Genomic DNA, 24,424 nt, shown 5'->3' on the forward strand with positions numbered 1-24,424 from the left:
AATACTTTTATCATTTACTAGCAATAACCATTCTAGATTATTGTCTACTATATTATTTTTATTGTTGTGAGACAGGCTATGAATCAGATTGCATTACTTTCTAGTTGGATTGGCAAAACGTTTGCAATCTGGGCATTGGCCAGTGCCGTGTTAGGCTTTGTGTTTCCTACATTTTTTGCTTCATTGGCTTTTCTGATTGTGCCAATACTTGGCATCATCATGTTTGGCATGGGTATGACGCTCAAAACCGAAGATTTTTTAGAGATTGTCAAACGCCCCAAGCCTGTACTGGTAGGACTGTTGGCACAGTTCACGCTCATGCCGTTGATTGCTTACCTATTAACCGTCATTTTTAACCTTGATCCTTTAATCGCGGTCGGTGTCATCTTGGTAGGTTGCTGCCCTGGCGGTACGTCTAGTAATGTGATTACATTTTTGGCAAAAGGGGATGTGGCGCTGAGTGTCGCGATTACCTCTATCTCCACCTTACTTGCGCCTTTTTTGACGCCTATTCTATTAAACGTGTTTGCCGGTCAGCTGATCGATATCGACCTAGCCAGTATGATGGTAACCATTACTAAAATCGTCATCTTGCCCATATTACTCGGTGTTATATTCCATAAGTTTTTGGGTAAAAAAATCGAGTTCGTCACGGAGGTATTGCCAATGGTGTCGGTGTTGGGTATATCTATTATCATCGCGGCGGTGGTAGCAGTGTCTAAAGCGACCATCTTAGATAGCGGTGCCATCGTCTTTATCGTCGTTGCTCTACACAATATGCTGGGATATACCTTAGGATATGTGATCGCGCGCTTGTCTGGATTTACGGAGAAACAGCGCCGTGCCATTATGGTGGAAGTGGGCATGCAAAACTCTGGTCTAGGCGCTGCCCTTGCCGCGACTTATTTTAACCCTGTCGCTGCTCTGCCGAGTGCGATATTTAGTGTCTGGCATAACTTTAGTGGTGCGCTGGTTGCGAATATTTTTGCTAAAAGAGATGCGAGTTAGGAGTTTTATTTCTTAATTATAAGCACTTGAATGTCAATGAAGTTAGTTGTAGTTTATTGGAGGGTTAGGGTTAGCATGTAACTTTACAATCTACGCTATCAATATCAATATGCTAACTCATTCATTTAAGAATAGAAGGCAAATCTTTTCTCACCTTTATGCTTAAAATAATTATAATGTTTTCAAACTAACAGTTATCGTAAACTTTGGCTCTAGGAAAACTCGATGATACATAATGACAAACCAATTGAAAGAGCTGAAGATGACTTCCTTAACAGAAAAGATTTTTCACATGAATTAGCTAATAAAATTATAGAATGGAAACATAAGGATTCGTGGGTAATTGCTCTTACAGGGAATTGGGGAATTGGGAAAACGTCTGTTAAAAATTTAGTAGTTAATAGAATTAAAACAACTAATCAGGATACACGTATAATCGAATTTAAGCCTTGGGAGTGGTCATCTCAAGATCTGATCATGAGTGCATTTTTTAAGGAAATAGCTAGTGAGCTAGAGCTTAGAGACAATAATAAAAAATATAAGAGATTAGCTGAAAAATTTCGAAGATATAGTTATTATCTGAATAATATACAAGTCATTACAAGCCCTGCAATAAAAATTATTCCACTTCTGTTAGGTGTGTTACTTGGGGGTAGTTTCTTTATTGAAATTTTTTCTAATAATACTTCACCTGAATTACTATCTAACCTAATAATAAGCGTGTTAGCTATTTGGCTAGTTTTTTTTGAAGGACTGGGTGGGCTGTTTAAATCCATAATGGATAGAAATGAATATTTAGCAAATGAAAACAGTCAGTCTGTTAATGAATTAAAAGAAGGTATTGCGGAAAGCTTATCTAAGATTAATGATCCTATAATCATCATAATAGATGATATCGATAGACTGCAACGTCATCAGATTCTTACAGTTATGCAATTAGTTAAAACTAATACTGATTTTGAAAATATTGTATTTTTACTTCTATATTCAAAATCTGTTCTAGAGAAAAAAATAACAGATAACACTCAAACTGGTCATGAATATATGGAAAAAATAGTTCAGGTGGAGTTTAAAGTCCCTGAACCTGATGTCATTATGCTAAGAAAATATATTATAGACCGCTTAAATTTAATTTTAGATAAAGTAAAACATGACAACTTCGATCAAGTTTTTGATAATGGTTATTTTACCGATATTTTTTACCAGCAAGGCTTAGCTAGTTATTTTACCAACTTGCGCTCTGTTTATAAATTTCTTAATTCTTTCGAATTTAATTTGATATCACAGCTAGAAAATGATTATCTAGAAGTTAATTTTGTGGATTTTATGGTTTTGGAGACATTTAGAATATTTGAGCCGAAACTATATTCAGCTATACATGCAAATAGAGATTTAATGCTAGGTAGGTTAAAAAATACAAATAATCTGATAAGCATGACAGATGAAGAAAAAAAGGATATAGCTAATCTATTTATAAGTAATTTTTGTAACAATCACTCTATTAATTTGATAAAAACTATCTTCCCAGACTTCCATAGCTATATTGAAGAGTCATTCGATACTAATAGCCAGCAAGAAAAAATTGTCAAAAATATGATTTCTCACGAAAGTCGATTTGACAGATACTTCACACTTAAAATATCATCTAACAAATTATCTACTTACGAAGTTATAGTTTTTTTCAAAAATTTAGATGATGAACAATCTACTAGAGCGTATTTAAATAATATCTATGAATACGATAAGTTTGATAGCTTTATTGAAAGCTCATTTTCCAATATCAATAAAATACCTAATAATCTAATTAGTAATTATTTTAACTCTTTAGATTATTTATACAGTATAGTAAAAAATGAAGGTATGATATCAGACAAAAATAGAGTGGGCTTTTTATTCTTTGACTCTTTAAAAAGCTTTAAAGATGAACAGTTTAATATTTTAAGTAAATTCATTGATGATAATCATTTATCGTCTTTACTTCCTACAATCTACTCAAGAATTCAACAAAGAAGTGAAAATTATTCTATAAATGAACACGATCTTAAGATCATCCGAGATAAGATAGCTGCAAATATAGAAGGATTTATCAAAAACCAACTAGAAGATTTCGTCAAGCATGAACGTCGCGTGACATTTTTGTTATTCTGGTATAGTTATGATCAAAATAGCTGTAAAGCTTACATAAGTCAGCTGCTTCACAATCCATCCGATTTTTTCCAAATATATAACGTATTTATAAGAACTAGTAGAACAGTTTCAAATTATGGTACAAGCGAGACTACATTTGTAGACAAAGATCTAATTTCTAGCTTCGTTAATATAAATAATTTTGAACAGCTACTAATCGCAAATAGTATAAATTCCACGAACAGTAAAGAGCTTGAAATGAAAAGCTTATTTTATGAACCTCGTGAAGATTAGTTTTTGTTCTATTACACCTTTTTCCCTCGCCGACAGCGCTCAGAACAATAAATCACTTGCTCCCAGTCTTTCTCCCACTTCTTGCGCCACGTAAATGGACGCTGGCAGACGGGGCAGGTTTTTTGCGGTAGATTTACTTTTTTATGTGCCATTGTTTGCTCCCATCTACTTTTGACTATTTGCGTTATGGTGAAATCTTACTTTTGATGTTCTACGCCCTCATATTTCTTGATTCGACGGCATTGGTCTGAGCAGTACACCATGCTTTCCCAGTTTTTATCGAGCTTCTTCGTCCAACTAAACTCACGCTCACAGACGGGGCAGAGTTTTTTTCGAACGTTCTTTTTTTTGTGCGCCATACATTTCTCATTGGTTTGTTTACGACATCCGTCGCGTGTCACTATAGCCTACTACGTATCATTGCTATTAGTCACAGTTACTAGTCATAATCGTCAAATATTTTATTTAGGCGATTGAGACTGTTGACGATCAGCTTACCAGACTGATCAGTACTGCTATCAATCGCGAGCTTCTCATCCATGCGCATCGTCAGTGGTGCCAGCGCTTGCTTGAGCGCATTGGCCATCAGTGTGGTCTGCTCATGAATATCAGGCGCATCGTTCTCTACGGCTTTACTGTCTTCATTTTTAATCAGGCTTTCGGCTAAGCTACGAGATAAGCTGTCCGCCATATTGTGTGCCAGCTGCTCGACGGCATCGACCAGCTGTACCATCAGCACTTTTTGCGCGTCTTGGTTTTGCTTAAGGTACTCGCCCTCGGCTTTGTGGTCATGCTTGTATATTTGTAGCAATTGGCTCACGCTTTTCTCAAAGCCATTATCGATACTATCGCTGACGACTTTGGCGTTATTGATCACGCTATCGGCGAGGATTTTTTGTGAGGCTAGCTGCGCTTCCATCTGAGTCTCTAACTGAGCCTTACGCTCTGCTTCTCGCAAGCGGGCGATTTGCTCTGGATCGTTTTTGGTTAAGTACGTCTCAAACTGACGACTGATAGTATTGAAGCCACTCGCCAAGTCGACCAACTGCGCGACGATACGCGCACCCGTATCGCCGTCTTCGCCGCCCATGGCTTTATTACGTAAGAAGTCGGCTTTGATTTGCGCCCAACGCGCTTTTTCTGCCTCGGTTAAGGTGCCGCGCATCTCACCAAGCTTCAGTAGATTGCTCTCTGCGCCTTGGGTCAATAGCTGCGACTCGCCCAGATAGTGATCGTCTATCAGCTGGTTTAGCTCATTCTCATTCATGACCGCTGACAGCTTTTCGGTCATTTTATTCATATTACGATAACTGCCTTGTAGCTTAAATATCGGCTCGGTGCGGTATTTATCATCTTGCGAGGCGGAGGCGATATAGGCTTGGTTGACGTCCAGAATGACTGCTTGCACGGCAAACATATGACGCAAGATCGCGACAATCTCGTTGATCTCTGAGGTGCTATATGGATAGGTTAGATCGCTGCTTTGCGCTTGCGCGAGGTTGGCGTTGTCTGTTTTTGCCATTTTAATCAAACGATGTACATCGCTTAAATCACGGTTTGCTAGTGGTGCGAGGACACTATTAGAGGTTAGTGAGTTTTCGATATAACTGAGGGCAAATATGTCTTCCATGCCGCTCATGATGTCGCCTAAGTTGTAGATATCGGCACGGTTGGCAAGCATGTCAGGCACTTTAAAGGCTTCGCCGCTCTCGGTATACGGGTTACCCGCCATGACCACACAGAACTTTTTGCCGCGCATGTCATAGGTTTTGGTCTTGCCTTGCCAGACGCCATCGATACGGCGCGTCCCATCGCCGAGTGAGATAAACTTCTGCAAAAACTCCGCGTGCGTATGCTGAATATCATCGAGATACAGCATGACGTTATTACCCATCTCAAAGGCTAAGTTGATTTTATTTAGCTCTTCTCTTGCCGTGGCATTGGGGGCTTTTTCAGGATCTAATGAGGTGACGTCATGACCGAGTGATGGACAATTAATCTTCATAAAGATCAGACCGAGACGATTTGCTACATATTCCATCAAGGTCGTTTTACCATACCCTGGTGGCGATATCATCATGAGGATACCCATCAAATCGGTCCGCTTATCCTCGCCGACCGTGCCCATCTGTTTGGCAAGGTTGTCACCGATGAGCGGCAGGTAGCTCTCATTAATCAGGCGGTTACGCACAAACGAGGACAATGGACGCGGCATAAATTCGTCCAATCGCAAGGTTTCTTTTGACTCATGTAATATCTCTGAGCGCATGGCCAGATAGCGTCGATAGGCAGGAATCACTTGGGTGTCATGGTGATGCAGACGATTTAAAAAGTCATCGACGGCAAAGGTTAGGCTCTGCTGATGAATACGCGAATGTTCACCCAGTAGATTATTGACTTGTATTTCAAGCGATACCTTACCCGTGTGACGCGCAAATCTTTGCACTTGATTGAGCGGGTTATTGATACTGGTCAGTGACGTTGATGATGACGCTGGAGGTGAAGAGAACGATAAGGTGGAAGCGGCATTAGCTGTGCTTTTATTTGCGCCGCCTTTATCAAAGCGCGCGCCCGAATCAATCAGACGCTGTACCAAAGCTTCACGCTGCGCATCGTTCAGTTGAGTGAGTAATACAGCAATGGCTTCTGGCACATAATGACGACCACTCTCTAGTTGCTGCTTACGTAGTGCGTCTTTTTCTTGACGTTCAGCCAGCTGCGTTTCACTAAGCGCCTCACCTGCCTCACCCAAACCATCATCTGCTGCGTTAGCCGACTCACTATTACCGTAAGTCTTATCAAGCAGTGCATGAAACCATGTGGCTAACAACTCATAGGCTGATTTGGGTTGGAAGCCAAGCTTACCAATTGAGGACTGTAGCTGCGCAAAACTGGCATTACTTTGCGTACTGACGGGCGAGCTACTTAGCGTTTGGCTCAGCTGCTCGCATAATTGCTCGGCTTGCTTGCTGGTCTGCCAGTTTATTGTATTATATGCAGCAGCATTTGATTCCGTTGACTGCCCCATGACGCTGACTAAGTATTCACTCGCCAACTGCACATAGCTTGGCTTAAAAATATTAGTGTTATGAACATCGCTGGTCGTTGAATCTGGCTCTGACGCCAATGCAGCGTCTGACGGCTGCTTAGCATCATGACTACTGCCAATACGCTCGTCACAATAGGCCGCGACAAAACGGTGCATCACTTGGCTCATGTCCTCGACCAGTAAGGATTTAGCAGTGTCGCTGCCCAATGCACGGCGCAACTGCTCGGCGGTAGCGGCTCTATCCGTCCAGTTATTTGCGCGTGTCAGTATTGACTCATTCAGCCAATTGTCGTAGCCAAATTGACGTAGGTTATCTAGCCCCAGCGCTTGTACGATGTTTAATTGCCAATAGAACAACTGTGCTAAAGCACGTACTTGCGGGGTATAAATCAGTAACCCGGCCTCGCGTAATGTCGGCAGTATTTGCATCAACAGTAGCGTAGCATCATGGTCATGAATGCCCTTGTCATAACCGAGCTGATAACGCGGGGTGGCATAGGCTTTGACCAATTTTGCCAGCGGACTGTCATTATAGATATCACCGTTGACGTCCAAAGTAATGACGGTTTCGTCGTATGCTTGGTATAAGCGGGTCTCGGTTAGGCCGTCTTGGCTGTCTTTGGCACTTTCGATGATGCTATACGCCAAGTACTCGGCGCGGTATACCTTGTCGGACTCGGAGGCAATATTCATCTCCCAATACGGACGCAAGTCATTTAATTCAGCGTTGTCGAGCACTTCATAATAGTCGGTACCTGTCAGGTGCAAATTGAGCACGCGCTTGCCATCTGATTGCTGACGACTGAGTAAGGTTAAGTCTAATGGCTGGGTGTTAACCGAAAAACGGTGCTTGCCAAGCTTGATGATCTGACCGCCATCTTCAAACAAGTCCGACTTGTCTTTTAGACTCTTGTAGCTCTCGATTTGAATGGCTTTTAGGCGCGCATCAATGTCATCGGCTTTGACGCTAAAGCCCATCGCTTGTAACTCTTTTGCCATATTGCGGACTTTTTGTACCAATCCATCTGAGGCAAAGTAAGTATTGAGCGCTTCTTCTTCGGTAAAGCCCGTCACGCCTGTGCTTTGCGTACGCTTCTTAATACTCTCAAGCATCCGCAGCGCGCCATCACCTAGGTTTTGCGCTTTACGATTGCGGGCATCGAGCAGTTGCTGCTTATGGTTTTCAAAGGTCTCGTAGATCTCTTCACGTTTGCTGATGATATCGGCTAAAAACTGATCGCCACTATTGGTCTCAGGATCGGCGAACTGGCTTTCTAATTCCTCTAGCTGTACGAGCAGCTTTGCCATTTGCTCGTCTGATTTTTCAGGCGTATTGGCAATCGATAAGGCGCTGGCAATCGACTGACCAAACAGCTTAAACTGCGCGCCAAATTGCGCGACCGCTTCAGCAGATCCTAAGTTTTTACGTTTGTGATTGAGCTTGGCTTTGCTCTGGTTGAGGCTGGCATAAATGGTCGAGATGTCATCGATGATTTGCGTGCGTACCGTGGCATCAGCAACATCTAACGTACCGAGCAGCTCGGTCAATAAATCTAACCCTTGCGCCGTATCGTCAATTTTATCCAGCACTGGTTTTAATTCAGCATTGGTCTCTGCCGTGTTTAAGCGCTCACTGACATCGACCAATATTCCTTCGTAGCTTGATAGCGCTTTATCACCGCTTAAAAACAGTACGGTTTTTTCGGCAAGATCGCTTTCTGCTTTTTCTAGCTGCGCTTGCAACGCTTCTAATTTATCACTGTCTAAATAACGCAAATCCTCTAGGCTGACCAAGCGACCTTTTTGTCGTCTTAATGCTGACAGCTGATCGACATAGTCGCTGGCAGACTCAAACGTCGTGACCCGTATCTGCCGCAAAATCTCATTTTGCTGAGATTCGGCATCCGCGAGCGCGGTTTGGGTTTGCTTTTGGATGCTTTGGACTTTGGCAAATTCATCAATGACCAGCTCAGCCGTCGCCGTCACTTCTTTAATACTACTGGCGACGTCGCTCAGCTCAGGCTCAGACAGCCAGTAGTAGCTATCAAATAACCTGCTGGTATTGTCCGACAGCTCTTCGTAGAGCTTCTGTGATACGCTTTGGTTGTCAATGAGGCGGGTAATGCTATAAAGATCAGAGATGCCGCGTACCAGCTCTTTGTTACCAATTTTGCCATAGAAGCTCGTGCTTTCAGGCAATTCGCTCACATACTCAGGGGAGGCATAAGGGGTGTGCCATATCTGCATCGGATGAATGCGCGACGGCTCACTTTGGTCACTAAACAGTACCAAGCGACCATTGTCTGCCAATGCCATACCGTTACAATAAATTGGGTTTGCCAGTTGTTTTTTGATCAGGTTATAAGGAAATAGCCCCGTGATGCCCAGCTCTCTATCGTAAAATAAGAAGAGAACATCTTCGCCATTCGTTGAGATGATTTTGCGCTTAAACTTTAAGTTTTTGGCACCGACACTGTTGGCATCGAACAGCTTATACTCGCCCGTCTGTAGATAATAACCACCCGGAAATATAATGCCGTGATCTTCGGGCAACTGTACACAGGACTGACCAATCGCATCCAAACGCAGCACCGCTTCGGTCAAGGTGTTATAAACAAAATAGCGGTAATGCTCTTCGCGGTACGGCAGTATTTTGAGGAGGATTAAGCTACCGACCTTGGCGTAAGCAATTTCAGCATCGGTGAGCGACTGGGTGCGGTCATTGACAGGCTCGCTATAGATGCCCTGCCCTGATTGGGTGTTGTCCTCAATTTTAATAGTCAAATCGCCACCGACCGTTTCCACAAATATCGTATCCAAGATATTCATGTGCGGATACTTACCATTGACCATCTGCTCTCGCGTGGTTTCAATCCAATCAAAGTCATAGGCAGGCGGCAACTCAATATCACGCTCGCCGCGATTGTCCACGTAGGCGACTTGGGCAGCTTCTGGTGTGCCTTGGCTAAAATCTAACGCAAAACGAAATACCCGAATATCGGTGATACGCTCACCGATCTGAAAGGCCAATAGCAGCTTGCTGTCTTTCACGGTTAGCTGAATCAGGCGTGTTTGCTTGTAATAGCGATAGAGCTCATTGAAGTCTTGGACAAAGGCATCTTGATCTAAAAACGTCCCTTTTAAATCGACCTCTTCGAGCTGATACTCTTGTTCAGCACTATCACCACCAACATTGCTCTGCGGACTCTCATCGCTGTCATTTTTATCAGCAGGATCTATCAAGCGATATAGCGACAATACATCCTTAACATTGCTGGCACGTTTTAGCCCCATAAACACGTTGTAGCCAAACAGCAGATAGTCGCCAACTTGCACCATATCTTGCGCCACACAGTTGTGTTCGGTACGGATGCGCGTGCGGGCAATGACCTGCATCTGAGTGCTGCCGAACTCTGTCAGACGCGCAGCATTTAGTTTGGCGGTCAGTTGCTCTAGACGGCTGCCTTGCTCTGTTAGGCGTTTTTTGATGAGCTCGTACGCATTACCAGAGGCCACGGCCTGATCGGTTTGGGTTGCTTGGTTCGCATTAGGATCGCTTTTACTATCTGAATTGGTTGGGTATTGCGTGTCCGCCATCGTTGCTCGTCCGTTTCTGTTTTTACATAATAAGAGAATTGTCTGGCAATCAGGAAATAAGAAGCTATTTGAGATAAAACAGTATTAAAAGTAAAGAAGCACGTGGCTAATCTAAAAGAACGGTCAATATGGGTTTGTTTAGATTAGCCAACTCATTTTCAGCGTAAGCGTTGAAAATGCGTTGGTTAAAGCGCTCTGCTATCTAGATAACAGAGCGTTTATAACGACTAATATTCATACCAATCGCACATCATTTAAGCAGTTTTGTCATCATTTGACTGATTGGCTTTCATCGCTTGGTTGGCCATGACCCCATTGATAATACCGCTTAACGTGTCTGACTTACCCGCTAAACCATCAATGGCTTTACCGATCGACAATGATTTGGCAAAGTTGTCAAAGAAGTGCGCTTCACCGCCAACGATATCGATTTTGGCTTTTTGGAGCGCCACTGCCAATACTTCGGCGTTTTCTTTGGCAATCTCTTTACCCGCCTCGATAGAAGCCATGGCTTCTTGTAGCGCAGTCTCAAGTCCCATGCGGAACTCTTCGTGCTCACGTGCTTCCTTACTCATGCTGCCCATAGCATTAAACTTCTCGACCAGACCATCGGCTTCGGCTTGGAAGTGTGCGCGAGTGACTTCGGCTTTTGCTAGTCCAACGTCACGCTCTGCCTTGGCATTGGACTCGCCGCGAGCAGCGATAACCTCAGCATTGGCCATGCCGACATCACGCTCGGCTTTAGCATTAGATTCACCGCGAGCAGCAACAATCTCTGCATCGACCATACCGATGTCACGCTCCGCTTTTGCTTTAGAGGCACCGCGAGCAGCAATAACTTCGGCTTCAGCCATGCCTTTTTCACGGTCTGTTTGAGCCTGAGCCTGCCCTGTAGCTTTGATGACATTGGCTCTCGCAATGCCTTCTTTTTCAAGCGACACTGACTTGGCTTCTTGAATCGCTGCTTCAGCAAAGCCGTGCGCTGACTCTTCTGCTTTAATACCTTCCGCCATCTTGATTTTGGCGTCCGCATCTTTTGCAGAGGCTTCCAGATTGGCATTGGCAAGCGTGGTAATTTCGACAGCTTTATGCTTGGCAGACAGCTCTTCTGCTTCGGCTTTTTTCACCTGACGCACTTTGAGCTCTTCAGCATCTGCTTCGGCAGCCAGTACGCGCGTTTGCTTAGAGCGATCCGCTTCGCTGACTTCGCGAACTTCTTTGATACGCTCTTCTTCTTGCGCCACAGTTTTGTCCACCGCGATGCGCTCACGAATGACGTTGGCGATTTCTTTTTTCTCAAGCTCAATCGCGCGCTCGGCTTCGATACGCTGCAAGTCTACTTCGCGCTCACGCGAGACAATTTCTAAATCGCGAGCACGCGTGACTTTTTCTTCTTCAATGACTACGGCACGCAGGCGATTTTGACCCGCCACTTCGATTTCACGTTGCTGATTTTCACGCTGAATCGCCAAATCTTGCTCCACCATAATGATGGCAGTTTCTGATTTTTTGCGCTCTTCTTCTTCAATCTTGCGAGTTTCGGCCGTTTCACGGGCAATCACTGATGAGATTTCACGCTTTTGCTTGGCTTCGGCATCGGCTTGTTGACGCTCCAACTCTAGCATCGCTTCTCGGGTTTCGACATTCTTTTTCTTAACGGCCAGCTCTTCGTCACGCTCAAGCTCATTGGTAATGACGTTTTGGAACGCTGTTAGCTGAGTGATCTTCTTGATACCTTCAGCATCTAGGATGTTGCTTGAGTCTAGTGATACTTTTGGTGTTTGTTCCAGATAATCAATCGCCACATCCTCTAGGACATAACCATTGAGATCGTTACCGATTTCTTGGACAATACTGTCGCGGAACTCGCTGCGGTTTTCGAACAGTTTGACAAAATCAATCTGCTTACCGACGGTTTTTAGTGCTTCTGAAAACTTAGCGTTAAACAGCTCATTGACCGCGACTTTATCGGAGGCTCTCTCAACACCGACGGACTTGGCGACTTTGAGTACATCCTCTTCGGTTTCATTGACACGTAGATAGAATGCGACTGTGATATCAGCACGCATATTATCCGCACAAATCAAACCTTCTTTACCACGTCTATCAACCTCTAGCGTGATGAGCGAGATTCTCATCAGCTCTTTTTTGTTGATTACTGGCCACACAAAGCCGCCATCAAAGCGTACGGCTATTTTACTCACACCGTTGATAATGAGTGCTTTGCCCTGCTCAACCTTGAAGTAAAAGGCTTTGAGCATCAAAAGTGCGACCATCATAAAAACAAACGCCAGCACCACAACCACGCCGACGATAATGAGTATGTCCATATTCATTCCTTTAATTAAAACATTCCAAGCGAATTTAAAACTCTTGCTATATTTACTAAATACTTATTTTTTATGTTATTGAGCCATCATCCACTGAGCAATATCATTGATGAGCTTTATTTGTCTTCAACAGGAGTCACTCGGTAGGTGTTGGTGCTATCTAAATACTCTACCAGCACGACTTTATCGCCTTGTTTTAGTTGATGGTCGTTCATGTCTGATCGAATCTTGAGTATCAGTCCAGCACCGCCATCATTGAGTGTCGCCTCGCCATGTTTGTCCGTCACACTGAGCGTACGCACTACAGCGACTCTACCCACGTTACTAGACGAATTACGTTTGGGAATTTTGGCTATATTTTTGCGGATAGGGGAAATAATAATGCCTGTCAACCACATCGATACAACCAAGACAAAGACAAGTGCCCCTGTACCGAATAAATAATACAGCGCACCCGAATCAAGATACTGATGTAAAAAGCTGGTATATAAGTAGCTGAGTAGCCACCCTATCAAGCTAACGAGACTGAGTATGATGATCAACGGAACACCATAAAGACCAAATTTGAGCATGAGACCTGTGAAAAAACCAGTCGATGACAAGTTGGCGATATCAGTATCGCTGCCTGACTCACCACTTACATCAACCAGATCGACAGTGTCCATATCTGCCATGCCAAGCAAAGACACAACCCAATACAAGGTGACAAACATCACAAGCCCAGTAAAAATAATCGTGGGATACAAACTGATCTTAGTAACAAATACTAAAAACGCTTCTTGCATGACACCTGCTCTCCCTTTACCCACCTAGTCTGATACGCTAATCGTTCAGTGCAGCGCTTAGTACGATGCGGATAACGCTTAACCGACCTGACGCTATTTGTTTAAACCCTTCAGAATCAACTTATATTTTCTTATTCATAATTATATATACATTTCATTACATAATATATAGGAATTGTTACTAACGTCCCCATATCGGTGAGCGCACGACGCCACCATCTTGACTATTAATGGCGTAGCTTGTATTCCCTGAGAGCGAATGAATCACCAGATCTCCCCCATTCTTACCGCCGATTTGCCCACTGATTTTTGAGTAGCGTGTAGGATAAACCGCATAGTTTCCAGAAGGAGACAGACGAGCAGGTTCATCAAGTCCAGTTTCTGCCAGATTGGATACTTGTCCAGTTGTCAGCGTCATAACAGCGGCTTTACGGCCATTAAGGTAAGCCATCCGTTGACCGTCTGAGCTGAGCTGTGGACTGGCGACATAACCGCTGGTCGGTACAGGCGTGGCACTACTGGTTGCAAAGTTGTAGCGATAGATACGTGGGCGTCCAGCCCGGACTTTATCACTGGTATATACAAAGCTCTTGCCATCTGCTGCATAACTTGGCTGAACCTCAGTACTCGGCAAGGTTGTTAGCTGACGCGTCTTGCCATCGCTCAGTTGCATCTCATAGATATCAGCATTGCCGCCGACGGTCGAGCTGTAGAGTAAATGCTGACCATCCGGTGAGAATGACGCTGACATGTTACTGCCTTCAGCATTGACGACTAGATTGCGCGTCTTGCTACGACGATCATATATATAGATCTTGGGATGTTCACGTGCAGCTTGTTTGCTATAAGCAAGTAATTGCCCATCGGCTGACCATGCTGGTGCATAGATATAGCCGCGCAGTTGATCAATGAGCTGACGATCACTACCATCAGGACGGATACTATAGAGTGTCGATACTTTAGCCGCTCCAAGCCCTTGCTCCTCTACGTAAGCAATATACCCTTGACGATCAATGGTAGGCATACGCGCAGTCAGCGGATTGCTGTCGACGGTACTGATCGGTTTTTTGGTTTGAATATCAGGCAATGTCTGACAGCCTGTCAGCGCCGCAACGATAGCGAGCGTAGTGACACCTCTCACTGTCACTCTTGGCAACTTGAGTTCTGACATGTGGATTTTGAGCATAATGTAGTATCCAATAACGTCTGAGGGAAAAAGCACGGTAAATAGCTAAAATTAAGCATCACTGCTCTGATATTTAAATCCGTAGCTGCTTTTTTAAAAATTAAGTTTATTGCAGGAGCATTACGCTAGTGTAGCGCAAAATTCGACAAACTTTGGACGAAAAAAAGCCCCACTAGTTAGTGGGGCTCTACGAAGTTTAACTCGTCTGTTTGTCTATTAGTCTGTTTACGCTTAATACGTGCTCATCTCAACAAATGGCAAACCTATTTTGAGACCGCTTTGAAGTGAGCTACTTGATTCTCACTTTTGATCGTTAAGATAGGTAGATTATTGGCATTTTTACTGAGGCTGTACTTGCCTTGTACTGTGGCTAATGCTGCGGTATCAAAACTGGCTTGCGGCTCAGGACAGGCCATCAAAGTACTGATACCGTTTTTGATCTGCACATCACCATTTATAACGCTATAACCTGCGCTCATGTTGTTGCAGGTATTCATGAATGCTACGTAGTCTCTGCCCTCATCGTTCATAAAACTTAAGGTCAGAGGTTTTGCTGGATCAAAGAACAGTTGCGATACTTGCTCACCATTGCTCTCTTTGGCGTCAACCAGCTGCCAAGCGTAAGCTTGTAAGGCATCGTTGGTAACTGCCTGACTGCTTGGCGCAGGCAGATTAGCAGTTGTCTGGCAACCAGCAGCAAGCGCCCCAGTGGCAAAAGTAGCGACTATCATTACTTTCATCAGGTTATTCATTTCTTCTCCTTACATATTGAACCGAAAACTCTTGTTATAAGCCCCAATAAGCTTAGCCAAAATTTTAGTTTTATTATGATTGATTGTGTTATTTCCTGTATTAAAGAATAACTACGTTTATCCTGACTCATTATCGGCTGTCATTATAAACTGGGTGTTATATTTAAAACTCATGGATTAAATCCTATAGTCGTCTGGATGCTATTCTAACAAGTGATAAAGCAGATTTGCTCGATGAGTGTTTATACAAAAACACCCCACTATATAGTGAGGTGTTTCATATATTGTTGTTAGATACTAGTGATTGCTGTCATTCCCTACTGCCTCAAATGAAACATCTAAAGAGGGTTTAGTCAGCATATCAGTTATCATTTTAGATCACATCTGTACCTGTAATCTCTGGCTGGTCAGTAGCAGGTGCTGTCATGCTCGACATAGATTGGCAACCGACGAGTACCGTTACCATTACAATACCTGTCATCAATGCTTTGGTCATGTTTTTCATATGAGCTCCTAAATAGTTTTAATATACCGTTATGGTTGGTTCAAGTGAAGTATAACTATCATTGTATTAAACTACAGATATTGGGCCGTACTTCTCCCAGAGACCATAGCTTATTCACACTTTTAGCATACCCATCTCTTACATTGCTGTAAGTTAATTAATGTTAATGAAATAAGCTTACTGCGCCTTCATTTCTTGTAGAGCAGCATACCCTGATAAACGCTTGCGTTCAGCATCGTCAAACAACTGCTGCTCAAGTTGTTCTATCTGAATTTTTGCTTGGCTTTGATCTGCACTTTGACTTAATAAGCGCTGTTTTTGCGTCTCATACTGGTTGAAACGCTGGTCAAAGTTGGCGTCTTCTAGATCAACTTGTGCCAGTCTCTCTGCCGCTGGTGCGCCGACGAGCTCTCGACGCATATCGTATAAGGCTTCGGGTGTTGCACCGCGCGCTTTCATTTGTTCGGTACGAGCCATCAGCTCACCAAGATTGGCTTGCTGCTGGATATTGGTTTTGGTGGCATTGTCTGGCAAGCGACTGACATAGTCTTGCCTAGCGGCTTGCTTTTGAGCGTCGCTCATTTGCTGGTTTTGATTGATTCTGACCATTTCTACACTATAGTCATCATAATCATCTGCAGCACCGAAGAACGCCGTAATGGTCGCTTTGTCAAAATATTGCTGACGTAAGCTGGCCACGTCTTGCTGTTGTTGAGCGACTGCATTCAAGTCCAGCTCGCCACTTTTGGTCGCTTGTAGCTGTAGATTACCGTAACGCTTTTCTATCTCTGGCAGTGCCTTTAGATAGGCGACATACTTGTTAAATATAGCAACTGCTTGGCTGGCAGCAGGTTCTGGCGTGTGGTGACGGATATAACTCTCAACACGTGCGATGATAACTGTTTCGTCCTCCTCACCAAGTGCGGATAAAAAATAATCGAATAAACGCCGCAGCCCTTCTGTAACGACCAATTTCTTGTTTTCATCAATGATGATTTCGCCATCGATTTGTGTGCCCTTTAGTGATCGTGGCAGACGCTCTAATCCAGTGACAAATGCAGACTGGTTTTGGGAGGTTGTCGCTTCCATAACTTGTCCAGTAGCCAACTCAGTTGAGATTGACTCGTTATATTCACTATCATCAACAGATGCCATCGTTTGAGCTGAGCTTGTCTGGTTATTATCAGGCTTGAACCACATAATCACCACCGCAGTTAGCGCTATGATGACCGCGGCGATTATAGCGATGGGTAAATAGGCTGGGCGGCGATTATTCGACATAGATGAGGGTTCTTTTTACTAGTCAGCTTTAGGGCTTATGTTTTTAAAATCTTGCGTTTTTAAAATCCTGCGTTTTAAAACCTTACGCTCTTAAAGGTTAGCGTTTTTGAGACGATTGACCTGAGTACGGTAGATAGATTTTGGTTCAGAATCACCCCATGCTGTCAGACCTAGCACCTGATCAGCTGAATCCAAATGGTTCATTCTATAGTTATCACGAATCACATAACCAAGACGACTCGAACAGGCAGATACCAACCCATCATTAGACTCACCTGCAAACGGTACACCTGTCGCGGCCAATAGATAATCGCTAGGATCAAGTGCGCTTGTGATTTGTCCAACACCGCTAAATGAGTAGTATTTGATCCCATTGACCGCAGTACTGGTAGGCTGACCACAATAGTTTCTTGGCATGGCTGCAGGGAATTTAGCATTGAAGCGTGCAGCACCGTCAGTTGATAACGCCATGAGTGCTTGCCAGCCATCTTGCTCTTGTATCTCTTTAAAACTGATACCTGAACCAACATCTGCAAAACCACCAATCAAATTAAAGACGCCTGATACTAACTCTGTGGTGATGTTCGATGGCGTACCAGTATTGTTATTTGGTTCGAGGACGTTTTTGACAAAATCGGCTGTTTTTGATCCTTGCTCTGGGCTCGACACTGCTGTAACTGATGCGACGTACTTTGGTGCGACGCCAGCGACATAACGAATATCTATACCGCCTTGACTATGCCCAAACAAATTGACTTTAGGATCGCCTGAAATTGCGGCGATGGTTTTGACTTGTTGTAGCAGCTGCTCTCCGCGAATCTCACTGTTATTGACGGCTGACGTCTTGGTGGTATATACCTCTGAGCCACCCTTCATCAACTCTGTAGGGATGCCGTTGAAGTAATCGATAACCCCAAATAACTGGGTGAACCCGCCAAGTCCATGAGCCATAACGACTGGGTATTTGGTTTTGGTATAGCTAGATGTGAAGTACCTACTGTCAACCAGCTTACAACCATTGGCATTGGCACAATTATAGTACTGACCTGCTGCTTGGGCTGATGTGGTTTGTAGTGTCATTAATAAGACACCAGTACCGATTGAACCCAGTATTGGCAAAAAAGCTTTTGGTGTGATGGCGGCACGAACGTATGAAGAGAGTGTCATAACAACATCCTTGTTATCGTTGATTTTAGTTATCTGTACCGCACAAAAGCGATAAAGATTGCTGCTAATCCCTTTAGCAGGCAAAGTTACATTACTGATATCTTCTGTAAGATTCAACTAAATTATCAGAATATGAATATATTAATGTGACTACGGGGTCATGTTCAGTTTTTATAGGCTGTAAAGCAATTATTATCAATCATAATGATAGGTTGACTATCATTTAACCTAGAACTGACGTTCTTCCATTTATGGTATAATTAGTTCACATGAAACCCATAATTATAAGATAGATGATGATGACTAAAAAAAACCTTATCCAGTCGGCTGATGCCATAGAAAAAATGCGCGTGGCTGGCAAACTCGCTAGTGATGTTCTGGTGATGCTTGATGAGCACGTCAAAGTTGGCGTCAGTACCGAGGCATTGAACCAAATCGCTCATGACTATATTGTTAATGTACAGCAGGCTATCCCTGCACCGCTTAACTATAATGGATTTCCAAAATCCATTTGTACTTCAGTCAATCACGTGGTCTGCCACGGTATTCCAACTGAAAGCAAGCTACTAAAAGACGGTGACATCATCAACATTGATGTGACTGTTATTAAAGATGGCTATTATGGCGACACTTCAAAAATGTGGATCGTTGGTAACGGCTCTATCATGGCGCAGCGTATTTGCAAAGTGGCACAAGATGCCCTATATGCTGGTATGAGTGTGGTCAAAAATGGCGCGCGTTTAGGCGATGTTGGCGCTGCAATTCAAGCAGTGGTAGAACCTGAGCGCTTTAGTATCGTGCGTGAGTTCTGTGGTCACGGTATCAGTAATGAGTTCCATCATGAACCGCAGGTTATGCATTATGGCAAAAAAGGCACTGGTTTTGAGCTAAAAACCGGTATGACCTTTACCATTGAGCCTATGATCAATCAAGGGACATGGCAGACTAAGATTTTACCAGATGAATGGACCGCCATTACCAAAGATCGTAAGCTATCTGCTCAGTGGGAGCACACTATGGTCGTGACAGACAATGGCTGTGAAGTCTTTACGACACGCCCTGAAGAAGATTTAAGCTTTTTGACACAGTAAGACAATAAAAGATCGCCTAGGCGGTCTTTTTTTTGGCTCATTTTTTGGTCTATAGTTAGGACATCTTTAGCTAAGCGATATTGAGTATTGTGCTGACAGGGTTTTTATCTTTATACTCTAATGACCTAACCCTTTTTATTGATGGCTTTTGCCAGCAAGCAGTGTGTTGATTGACCAGACATGCCAACTTCATAGATTAGCTTGATAGATTGACTTATAAACTCTTAATTGGATAACGCTCATGTTTAATTGCGATGGCGCTTCTATTGATCTCACGCCTCTCCCACTACTAGCTAACGCTACCGACAAACCACTGCTTGGGATTCCTGAATGGTTAGCACAAGTCAACGAGGATATCAGTCGCGAACTCGAACGTGGCACCAATATCCGTCAGTTGGTTGGTGCACGTGCTTGCGCTATCGATAGTTTACTCGTCGCTTTGTTCAAGTGGTTTGAGCTAGACAAAACTGATTTGGCGTTTTTTGCGACTGGTGGCTATGGACGCGGTGAGTTATCTCTATATTCAGATATTGATATTTTGCTACTATCTCCTGACGAAATAGACGCTGATGCCAGTAGCAAGATCGATAAGCTAGTTGCGTTGCTGTGGGATATTAGGTTAGAGCCTGCGCTTTCTGTACGTAGTGTCAGTGATGCTCTAGAAGCCGCGCTTGATCATACTATTGCTAGTGCCCAGCTAGAAGCCCGACTGCTTATCGGCAACGAATCGTTGCAAGATATGCCGATCCAAATTGTGAATAAACAATGGTCTCCTCGCGCTTTTTTTGATGCAAAAATGGAAGAAACTAAAGCGCGCTATCTACAGCACAACTCTACCGAGTATAACCTTGAGCCAAATATCAAAACAGCGCCCGGCGGTCTACGTGATATTCATATTATTGGCTGGGTCACCAAGCGCTACTTTCGAGTAAGTAAGCTCTATGATTTGGTACAGCAGAACTTTTTGACTGAAAAAGAGTTTGATGAGCTTAATTTTGCAGAAGGCTATTTATGGCAGATACGTCACTACTTACATGTATTGACAGGTCGCAACGAAAATAAGTTATTGTTTGATTATCAGCGTGAGATTGCGCAGCTGATGGGTTACGAGACCCAACCAGACGATCAGCCCAATGCTGCCGTCGAACGCTTTATGCGCGACTATTATCGCTGTGCTATGCAGATATCCACGCTGTCTGAGATGCTCACCAGTCATTATTATGAGACCATCATAGAACCTCAGCTGCCTGATGATGAACGTCCAAAAAAGCAGCCAATCAATGCTAGATTTAACCGTATTGGTAATCAAATCGCTATAGCGCATCATCGCGTTTTCGCCCAGCATCCTGAGTCTATTCTAGAGATGTTTTTATTGATGGGTCAGCATGGTATCGACAAGGTTCGCACCCATACGTTACGTGCTCTAAAAATTGCCGCCCGAGGTATTGATCAAGTTTATCGAGACAACCCCGCTCATAAGGCGCTGTTCTTATCTAACTTAAAAGAGCAAAACTATCTGTTCCATCGTCTGCGTACCATGAATCGTTATGGGGTATTAGGCAACTATATTCCTGCTTTTGCTCAAGTCACAGGTCTCATGCAATATGACTTGTTCCATCGTTATACGGTAGATGCACATACTTTATTTTTGATTCGAATTTTGCATCGCTTTACCGATCCAATGTTCTCTGAGGATTTTCCGCTGGTCAGTGCGATCTTTCAGCGTATCGAACGCAAAGAGATATTGGTACTCGCGGCGATGTTCCATGATATTGCCAAAGGTCGCGGCGGCGATCATAGTGAGCTTGGTCAAACTGAATCGATTGAGTTTTGTTTATCGCATGGGATGAGTCTGGCAGATGCTAACTTGGTGGGTTGGCTGACTCGCTATCATTTGTTAATGTCGATCACTGCCCAGAAAAAAGACATCTCAGACCCTGAAGTTGTGACCATCTTTTCAGATCTTATTGGCAACGTCACACACCTAAACCATCTGTATGTACTGACAGTAGCAGATATGAACGCGACCAATCCACAGCTATGGAACAGCTGGCGGGCGACACTCATGAAACAGCTGTACTCACAGACTCGGCGCATTTTGCGCGCTGATATCGATGCGCCGACCAACCGCCAAGACATGATTAGCGCCACACGCACACAAGCGCTAACGATGCTAGACAACGTCAACAATCAGCATATGAACCGCGATGAAGTATTGCGTTTATGGGATGATCTGGGCGATGAGTACTTCTTGCGAGAAATTGCAGAGGATATTTTGTGGCACACTGAAGCTATCTTGAACCATCCACCGATTGGTCTTGCTTCTAATGCGGATAGTCCGCCACTGGTGGTCTTGCGTGAGCATCGTGAGCTGGCACTCGATGCGGTACAGGTCTTCGTCTATACCCAAGATCAGATTAATCTGTTTGCCGTTACCATGGCTGTTTTTGATCAGATGAATCTCGATGTATTAGATGCCCGTATTATTACTGCTACCCGCGATTTTGCCCTAGACTCTTATGTGCTGCTAGATCCTAGCGGTACGCTGTTGGTGGATCAAGACAGTCAGCAAGAGCTTAAACAACGCTTGATTGATGCATTTAAAGATCCTACCGTTCTGAAGCTGGCAAACAAACGTATGCCGCGTCAGCTGCGACATTTTGAGGTTGAGACAGTTATTAGCTTTGAATTCAACGAAGCATCGAACCAACACATCATGAGTCTCGAGACACTGGACCAGCCAGGACTATTGACTCGAGTTGGACAGATGTTTTTGCAGGAGCAAATCGAAGTTCATGCGGCGCGTATTACTACCCTAGGTGAGCGTGCAGAAGATATGTTTTATATCAGTGACCAAAACGATAAACCACTATCTGCCGATAGGCTTGAAGCGTTAAAGTCAGCATTATTAGCCAGTCTAACAACCAAAAGAGAAGATAACGTGGTCTATAGCTACTAGCGTTACCGCTACTGGACATATAACTACCATGGATAATGGCTATTAGTCGGTCAACCACTAACTGGCATGACTGATATGGCTGACGTCATAGCCAATAGGATTAAGGGCACGCTTTATAGCGTGCTCTTATATATTATATTATCTGCATGTTCATGCAGTTCAGCGTCAGCAAGATCAGGTGGCAGTACGCCCAATTCAAGCGCTGTTTGAGTCATTATTAGACGTCCTGCGCTGATTTCTTTTTGTAGCAAACATTGTAAGCTTGCTAAATGAAACTGTCCTTTGAGGTAGTCATCTAACTGCGCTAAAGAGATAGGTGCTTTGGCATGCACGTCAGGATAAAGGCTGTCTTCTGCCAAAATAACCATCTCGTTGAGCATCTCTTCGCTCATGAGCTCATCTTTATCTATTTTGCGTTGTAGTTTATTTTCTAAGCGACCTTTGGCAGCAAAAGCACTGATATAGAGTATGCTCTGTAGTACAAACAACGAAATATATTGCCATGAGGTTAGCGATATATTTAGCATATTATTGAGCAGCATCAGTGCCATGGCTACGACCACATAACCGACCAGTTGCCACACTAGCCACATGATCAGGCTGTTTTCGCCAAACCAAAACACTTTTTTTTCTTGACGTTCAATCAGTTGTTCTTTGACTTGCCACCAGCACTGTTCACGCTCTTTTAGTAACTGGTATAAATCGGCAGACTTTAAGTCGGTATTAAGATTTTTATTCTTGATATCTTTAGCGATGAGATCATCGTTATTTAGCACACTAGACATATCAAATCATCCTCAAAATGATCTACCTCTTATGCTGGTAGCCATCTTCTATATTGTTATAAGATATTAACCGTAAAGCGATTTGATGGATTGGGTATTGTAATATAGGCTGTCATAGAAGCAGCCCTAAGCATCAGACATCATGAATTCGCACGCGCGGTATAAGAACAAAAAAGACAAAAAATAAGAGAAGTGCTACACTGCTCTTATGTAAACTTTCTTTATAACTTTATTATTAATTGTCTATTATAGTTACCAAACATATGAATCACAACTTAGAGAATCTGCACCCTTATCCATTTGCAAAGATGGCAACGTTGTTGGCTGATAGCAAGCCCGCTAACGGTTACAGTAAAATCAAACTGGGTATTGGCGAGCCAAAACATAAGCCGCCTGCGTTTGTGCTGGACGTACTAAGAGAAAACCTGGACAAAATAAGTCGTTATCCGACCACGAACGGTATGTTTGAGTTGCGTCAGACGATTGCACATTGGTTAGAGAAGCGGTTTTTTCTTAATCATGTCGATGCCAATACTCAAGTACTGCCTGTAATGGGGACTCGTGAAGCGATATTTAGCTTTGTACAGGCCGTTGTCGATCAAGATACAGGTGAACCTGCAATGTCACCGACCGTTGTCATGCCCAACCCGTTCTATCAAATATACGAGGGCGCAGCCATACTGGCACAAGCGACACCTTACTTTGTCCCCTGTACATTGGACAATGATTTTAAAGGTGACTATCGCGCTGTACCACAAGAGGTATGGGCACATACGCAGCTTCTATTTGTTTGTAGTCCGAATAACCCAACCGGCTCGGTTATGACTATGGAGGATTGGGAGTACCTTATTCGCCTATCGGATCAATACGGTTTTATCATTGCTAGTGATGAATGCTATAGCGAGCTGTATTTTGACACCGCTCCTATCGGACTATTGCAGGCTTGCGCAGCGCTCGGTCGACGTGACTTCAAAAACTGCGTTGTCTTTCATTCTTTATCTAAGCGCTCAAATTTACCTGGTCTACGCTCTGGCTTTGTGGCAGGTGATGCCAAGATCTTGCAGGCGTATTTGCAGTATCGTACTTATCAAGGCTGTGCGATGCCGATACCACATCAGCTTGCCTCTATTGCAGCATGGCAAGACGAGAAGCATGTGGCACACAACCGTGCCCTGTATCAAGAGAAGTTTGCGCTATGGATGTCTGAGCTGGGTCAGCTGCTAGAGCTACGGATGCCAGATGCTGGTTTTTATTTTTGGATAAAAGTGCCTGAGCAGTTCGATGGTGATGATGAAGTGTTCGTCAAAGCCCTATATGAACAGGCTAATATTCACGCGTTGGCAGGACGCTATCTATCGCGCGAGATCGATGGTAACAATCCTGGACAAGGGTTTGTCCGTGTTGCGCTCGTTGCTAGTGTCGATGAAAGCCGCGAAGCGATACATCGTATTCGCAAATTACTAGGAGCATAGGCAGCTACTTAGAAAGCTGGAAATTTAGATAGTACA

General features: G+C 43.7%; 16 protein-coding genes. 5 read left to right on the forward strand and 11 right to left on the reverse strand.

The window, feature by feature from the left end:
- Positions 1-78 precede the first annotated feature (78 nt).
- A complete protein-coding gene (locus AC5JPO_RS06270; protein WP_493853549.1) occupies positions 79-1,008 on the forward strand; it encodes a bile acid:sodium symporter family protein in 930 nt (309 codons plus the stop codon).
- 225 nt (positions 1,009-1,233) lie between these two features.
- Positions 1,234-3,429 (forward strand): KAP family P-loop NTPase fold protein, encoded by a 2,196-nt coding sequence (locus tag AC5JPO_RS06275; protein ID WP_493853550.1) that lies wholly within the window; start codon positions 1,234-1,236, stop codon positions 3,427-3,429.
- 11 nt (positions 3,430-3,440) lie between these two features.
- On the opposite strand, the gene AC5JPO_RS06280 is transcribed toward AC5JPO_RS06275, so the two are convergent.
- From AC5JPO_RS06280 to AC5JPO_RS06325, 10 genes are all read right to left on the reverse strand, one after another.
- Entirely contained in the window at positions 3,441-3,581 is a 141-nt protein-coding gene (locus AC5JPO_RS06280) for a DUF2256 domain-containing protein (RefSeq protein WP_493853551.1), read from the reverse strand.
- Positions 3,582-3,626: 45 nt separating this feature from the next.
- Positions 3,627-3,788: a DUF2256 domain-containing protein gene (locus tag AC5JPO_RS06285; protein WP_075106903.1), complete on the reverse strand. Its 162-nt coding sequence runs from the start codon at positions 3,786-3,788 to the stop codon at positions 3,627-3,629.
- 80 nt (positions 3,789-3,868) lie between these two features.
- Positions 3,869-10,075, reverse strand: a complete 6,207-nt coding sequence (locus AC5JPO_RS06290) for a DNA repair ATPase (protein WP_493853552.1) — start codon at positions 10,073-10,075, stop codon at positions 3,869-3,871.
- A 254-nt stretch (positions 10,076-10,329) separates the two neighbouring features.
- Positions 10,330-12,405 (reverse strand): hypothetical protein, encoded by a 2,076-nt coding sequence (locus AC5JPO_RS06295; protein ID WP_493853553.1) that lies wholly within the window; start codon positions 12,403-12,405, stop codon positions 10,330-10,332.
- Positions 12,406-12,521: 116 nt separating this feature from the next.
- Positions 12,522-13,190, reverse strand: coding sequence for an OB-fold-containig protein (locus AC5JPO_RS06300; RefSeq protein ID WP_319051756.1), 669 nt, complete (start codon positions 13,188-13,190; stop codon positions 12,522-12,524).
- A 181-nt stretch (positions 13,191-13,371) separates the two neighbouring features.
- A complete protein-coding gene (locus AC5JPO_RS06305) occupies positions 13,372-14,376 on the reverse strand; it encodes a Xaa-Pro aminopeptidase (protein ID WP_493853554.1) in 1,005 nt (334 codons plus the stop codon).
- 263 nt (positions 14,377-14,639) lie between these two features.
- On the reverse strand, positions 14,640-15,128 hold the full coding sequence (locus AC5JPO_RS06310; RefSeq protein ID WP_493853555.1) for an META domain-containing protein: 489 nt from the start codon (positions 15,126-15,128) through the stop codon (positions 14,640-14,642).
- 373 nt (positions 15,129-15,501) lie between these two features.
- Positions 15,502-15,633 (reverse strand): hypothetical protein, encoded by a 132-nt coding sequence (locus AC5JPO_RS06315; RefSeq protein WP_319051759.1) that lies wholly within the window; start codon positions 15,631-15,633, stop codon positions 15,502-15,504.
- 177 nt (positions 15,634-15,810) lie between these two features.
- Positions 15,811-16,914, reverse strand: a complete 1,104-nt coding sequence (locus AC5JPO_RS06320) for a lipase secretion chaperone (protein ID WP_493853556.1) — start codon at positions 16,912-16,914, stop codon at positions 15,811-15,813.
- A 90-nt stretch (positions 16,915-17,004) separates the two neighbouring features.
- Entirely contained in the window at positions 17,005-18,081 is a 1,077-nt protein-coding gene (locus AC5JPO_RS06325; RefSeq protein WP_443527211.1) for an esterase/lipase family protein, read from the reverse strand.
- 299 nt (positions 18,082-18,380) lie between these two features.
- On the opposite strand from AC5JPO_RS06325, the gene map reads away from it, so the two are divergent.
- Together map and glnD are read left to right on the forward strand one after the other, a co-directional pair.
- A complete protein-coding gene (gene map / locus AC5JPO_RS06330) occupies positions 18,381-19,172 on the forward strand; it encodes a type I methionyl aminopeptidase (protein WP_442967669.1) in 792 nt (263 codons plus the stop codon).
- A gap of 241 nt (positions 19,173-19,413) precedes the next feature.
- On the forward strand, positions 19,414-22,131 hold the full coding sequence (glnD, locus tag AC5JPO_RS06335; protein WP_319051763.1) for a [protein-PII] uridylyltransferase: 2,718 nt from the start codon (positions 19,414-19,416) through the stop codon (positions 22,129-22,131).
- A gap of 113 nt (positions 22,132-22,244) precedes the next feature.
- Here the strand turns inward: glnD and AC5JPO_RS06340 are convergent, their stop codons facing one another.
- Positions 22,245-22,916, reverse strand: a complete 672-nt coding sequence (locus AC5JPO_RS06340) for a hypothetical protein (RefSeq protein ID WP_319051764.1) — start codon at positions 22,914-22,916, stop codon at positions 22,245-22,247.
- Between the two features lie 263 nt (positions 22,917-23,179).
- Here AC5JPO_RS06340 and dapC point away from each other — a divergent pair, with 263 nt between their 5' ends.
- Positions 23,180-24,388: a succinyldiaminopimelate transaminase gene (gene dapC / locus AC5JPO_RS06345; protein WP_493853557.1), complete on the forward strand. Its 1,209-nt coding sequence runs from the start codon at positions 23,180-23,182 to the stop codon at positions 24,386-24,388.
- The last annotated feature ends 36 nt before the right edge of the window (positions 24,389-24,424 follow it).

Source organism: Psychrobacter sp. H25 (assembly GCF_059076335.1).

Coding starts and splice junctions, on each gene's coding strand:
- AC5JPO_RS06340 (WP_319051764.1), bottom strand. CDS start 22,916: ATGTCTAGTGTGCTAAATAACGATGATCTCATCGCTAAAGATATCAAG.
- AC5JPO_RS06300 (WP_319051756.1), bottom strand. CDS start 13,190: ATGCAAGAAGCGTTTTTAGTATTTGTTACTAAGATCAGTTTGTATCCC.
- AC5JPO_RS06275 (WP_493853550.1), top strand. CDS start 1,234: ATGATACATAATGACAAACCAATTGAAAGAGCTGAAGATGACTTCCTT.
- map (WP_442967669.1), top strand. CDS start 18,381: ATGACTAAAAAAAACCTTATCCAGTCGGCTGATGCCATAGAAAAAATG.
- AC5JPO_RS06280 (WP_493853551.1), bottom strand. CDS start 3,581: ATGGCACATAAAAAAGTAAATCTACCGCAAAAAACCTGCCCCGTCTGC.
- AC5JPO_RS06290 (WP_493853552.1), bottom strand. CDS start 10,075: ATGGCGGACACGCAATACCCAACCAATTCAGATAGTAAAAGCGATCCT.
- glnD (WP_319051763.1), top strand. CDS start 19,414: ATGTTTAATTGCGATGGCGCTTCTATTGATCTCACGCCTCTCCCACTA.
- AC5JPO_RS06315 (WP_319051759.1), bottom strand. CDS start 15,633: ATGAAAAACATGACCAAAGCATTGATGACAGGTATTGTAATGGTAACG.
- AC5JPO_RS06320 (WP_493853556.1), bottom strand. CDS start 16,914: ATGTCGAATAATCGCCGCCCAGCCTATTTACCCATCGCTATAATCGCC.
- AC5JPO_RS06305 (WP_493853554.1), bottom strand. CDS start 14,376: ATGCTCAAAATCCACATGTCAGAACTCAAGTTGCCAAGAGTGACAGTG.
- AC5JPO_RS06295 (WP_493853553.1), bottom strand. CDS start 12,405: ATGGACATACTCATTATCGTCGGCGTGGTTGTGGTGCTGGCGTTTGTT.
- AC5JPO_RS06270 (WP_493853549.1), top strand. CDS start 79: ATGAATCAGATTGCATTACTTTCTAGTTGGATTGGCAAAACGTTTGCA.
- AC5JPO_RS06310 (WP_493853555.1), bottom strand. CDS start 15,128: ATGAATAACCTGATGAAAGTAATGATAGTCGCTACTTTTGCCACTGGG.
- AC5JPO_RS06285 (WP_075106903.1), bottom strand. CDS start 3,788: ATGGCGCACAAAAAAAAGAACGTTCGAAAAAAACTCTGCCCCGTCTGT.
- dapC (WP_493853557.1), top strand. CDS start 23,180: ATGAATCACAACTTAGAGAATCTGCACCCTTATCCATTTGCAAAGATG.
- AC5JPO_RS06325 (WP_443527211.1), bottom strand. CDS start 18,081: ATGACACTCTCTTCATACGTTCGTGCCGCCATCACACCAAAAGCTTTT.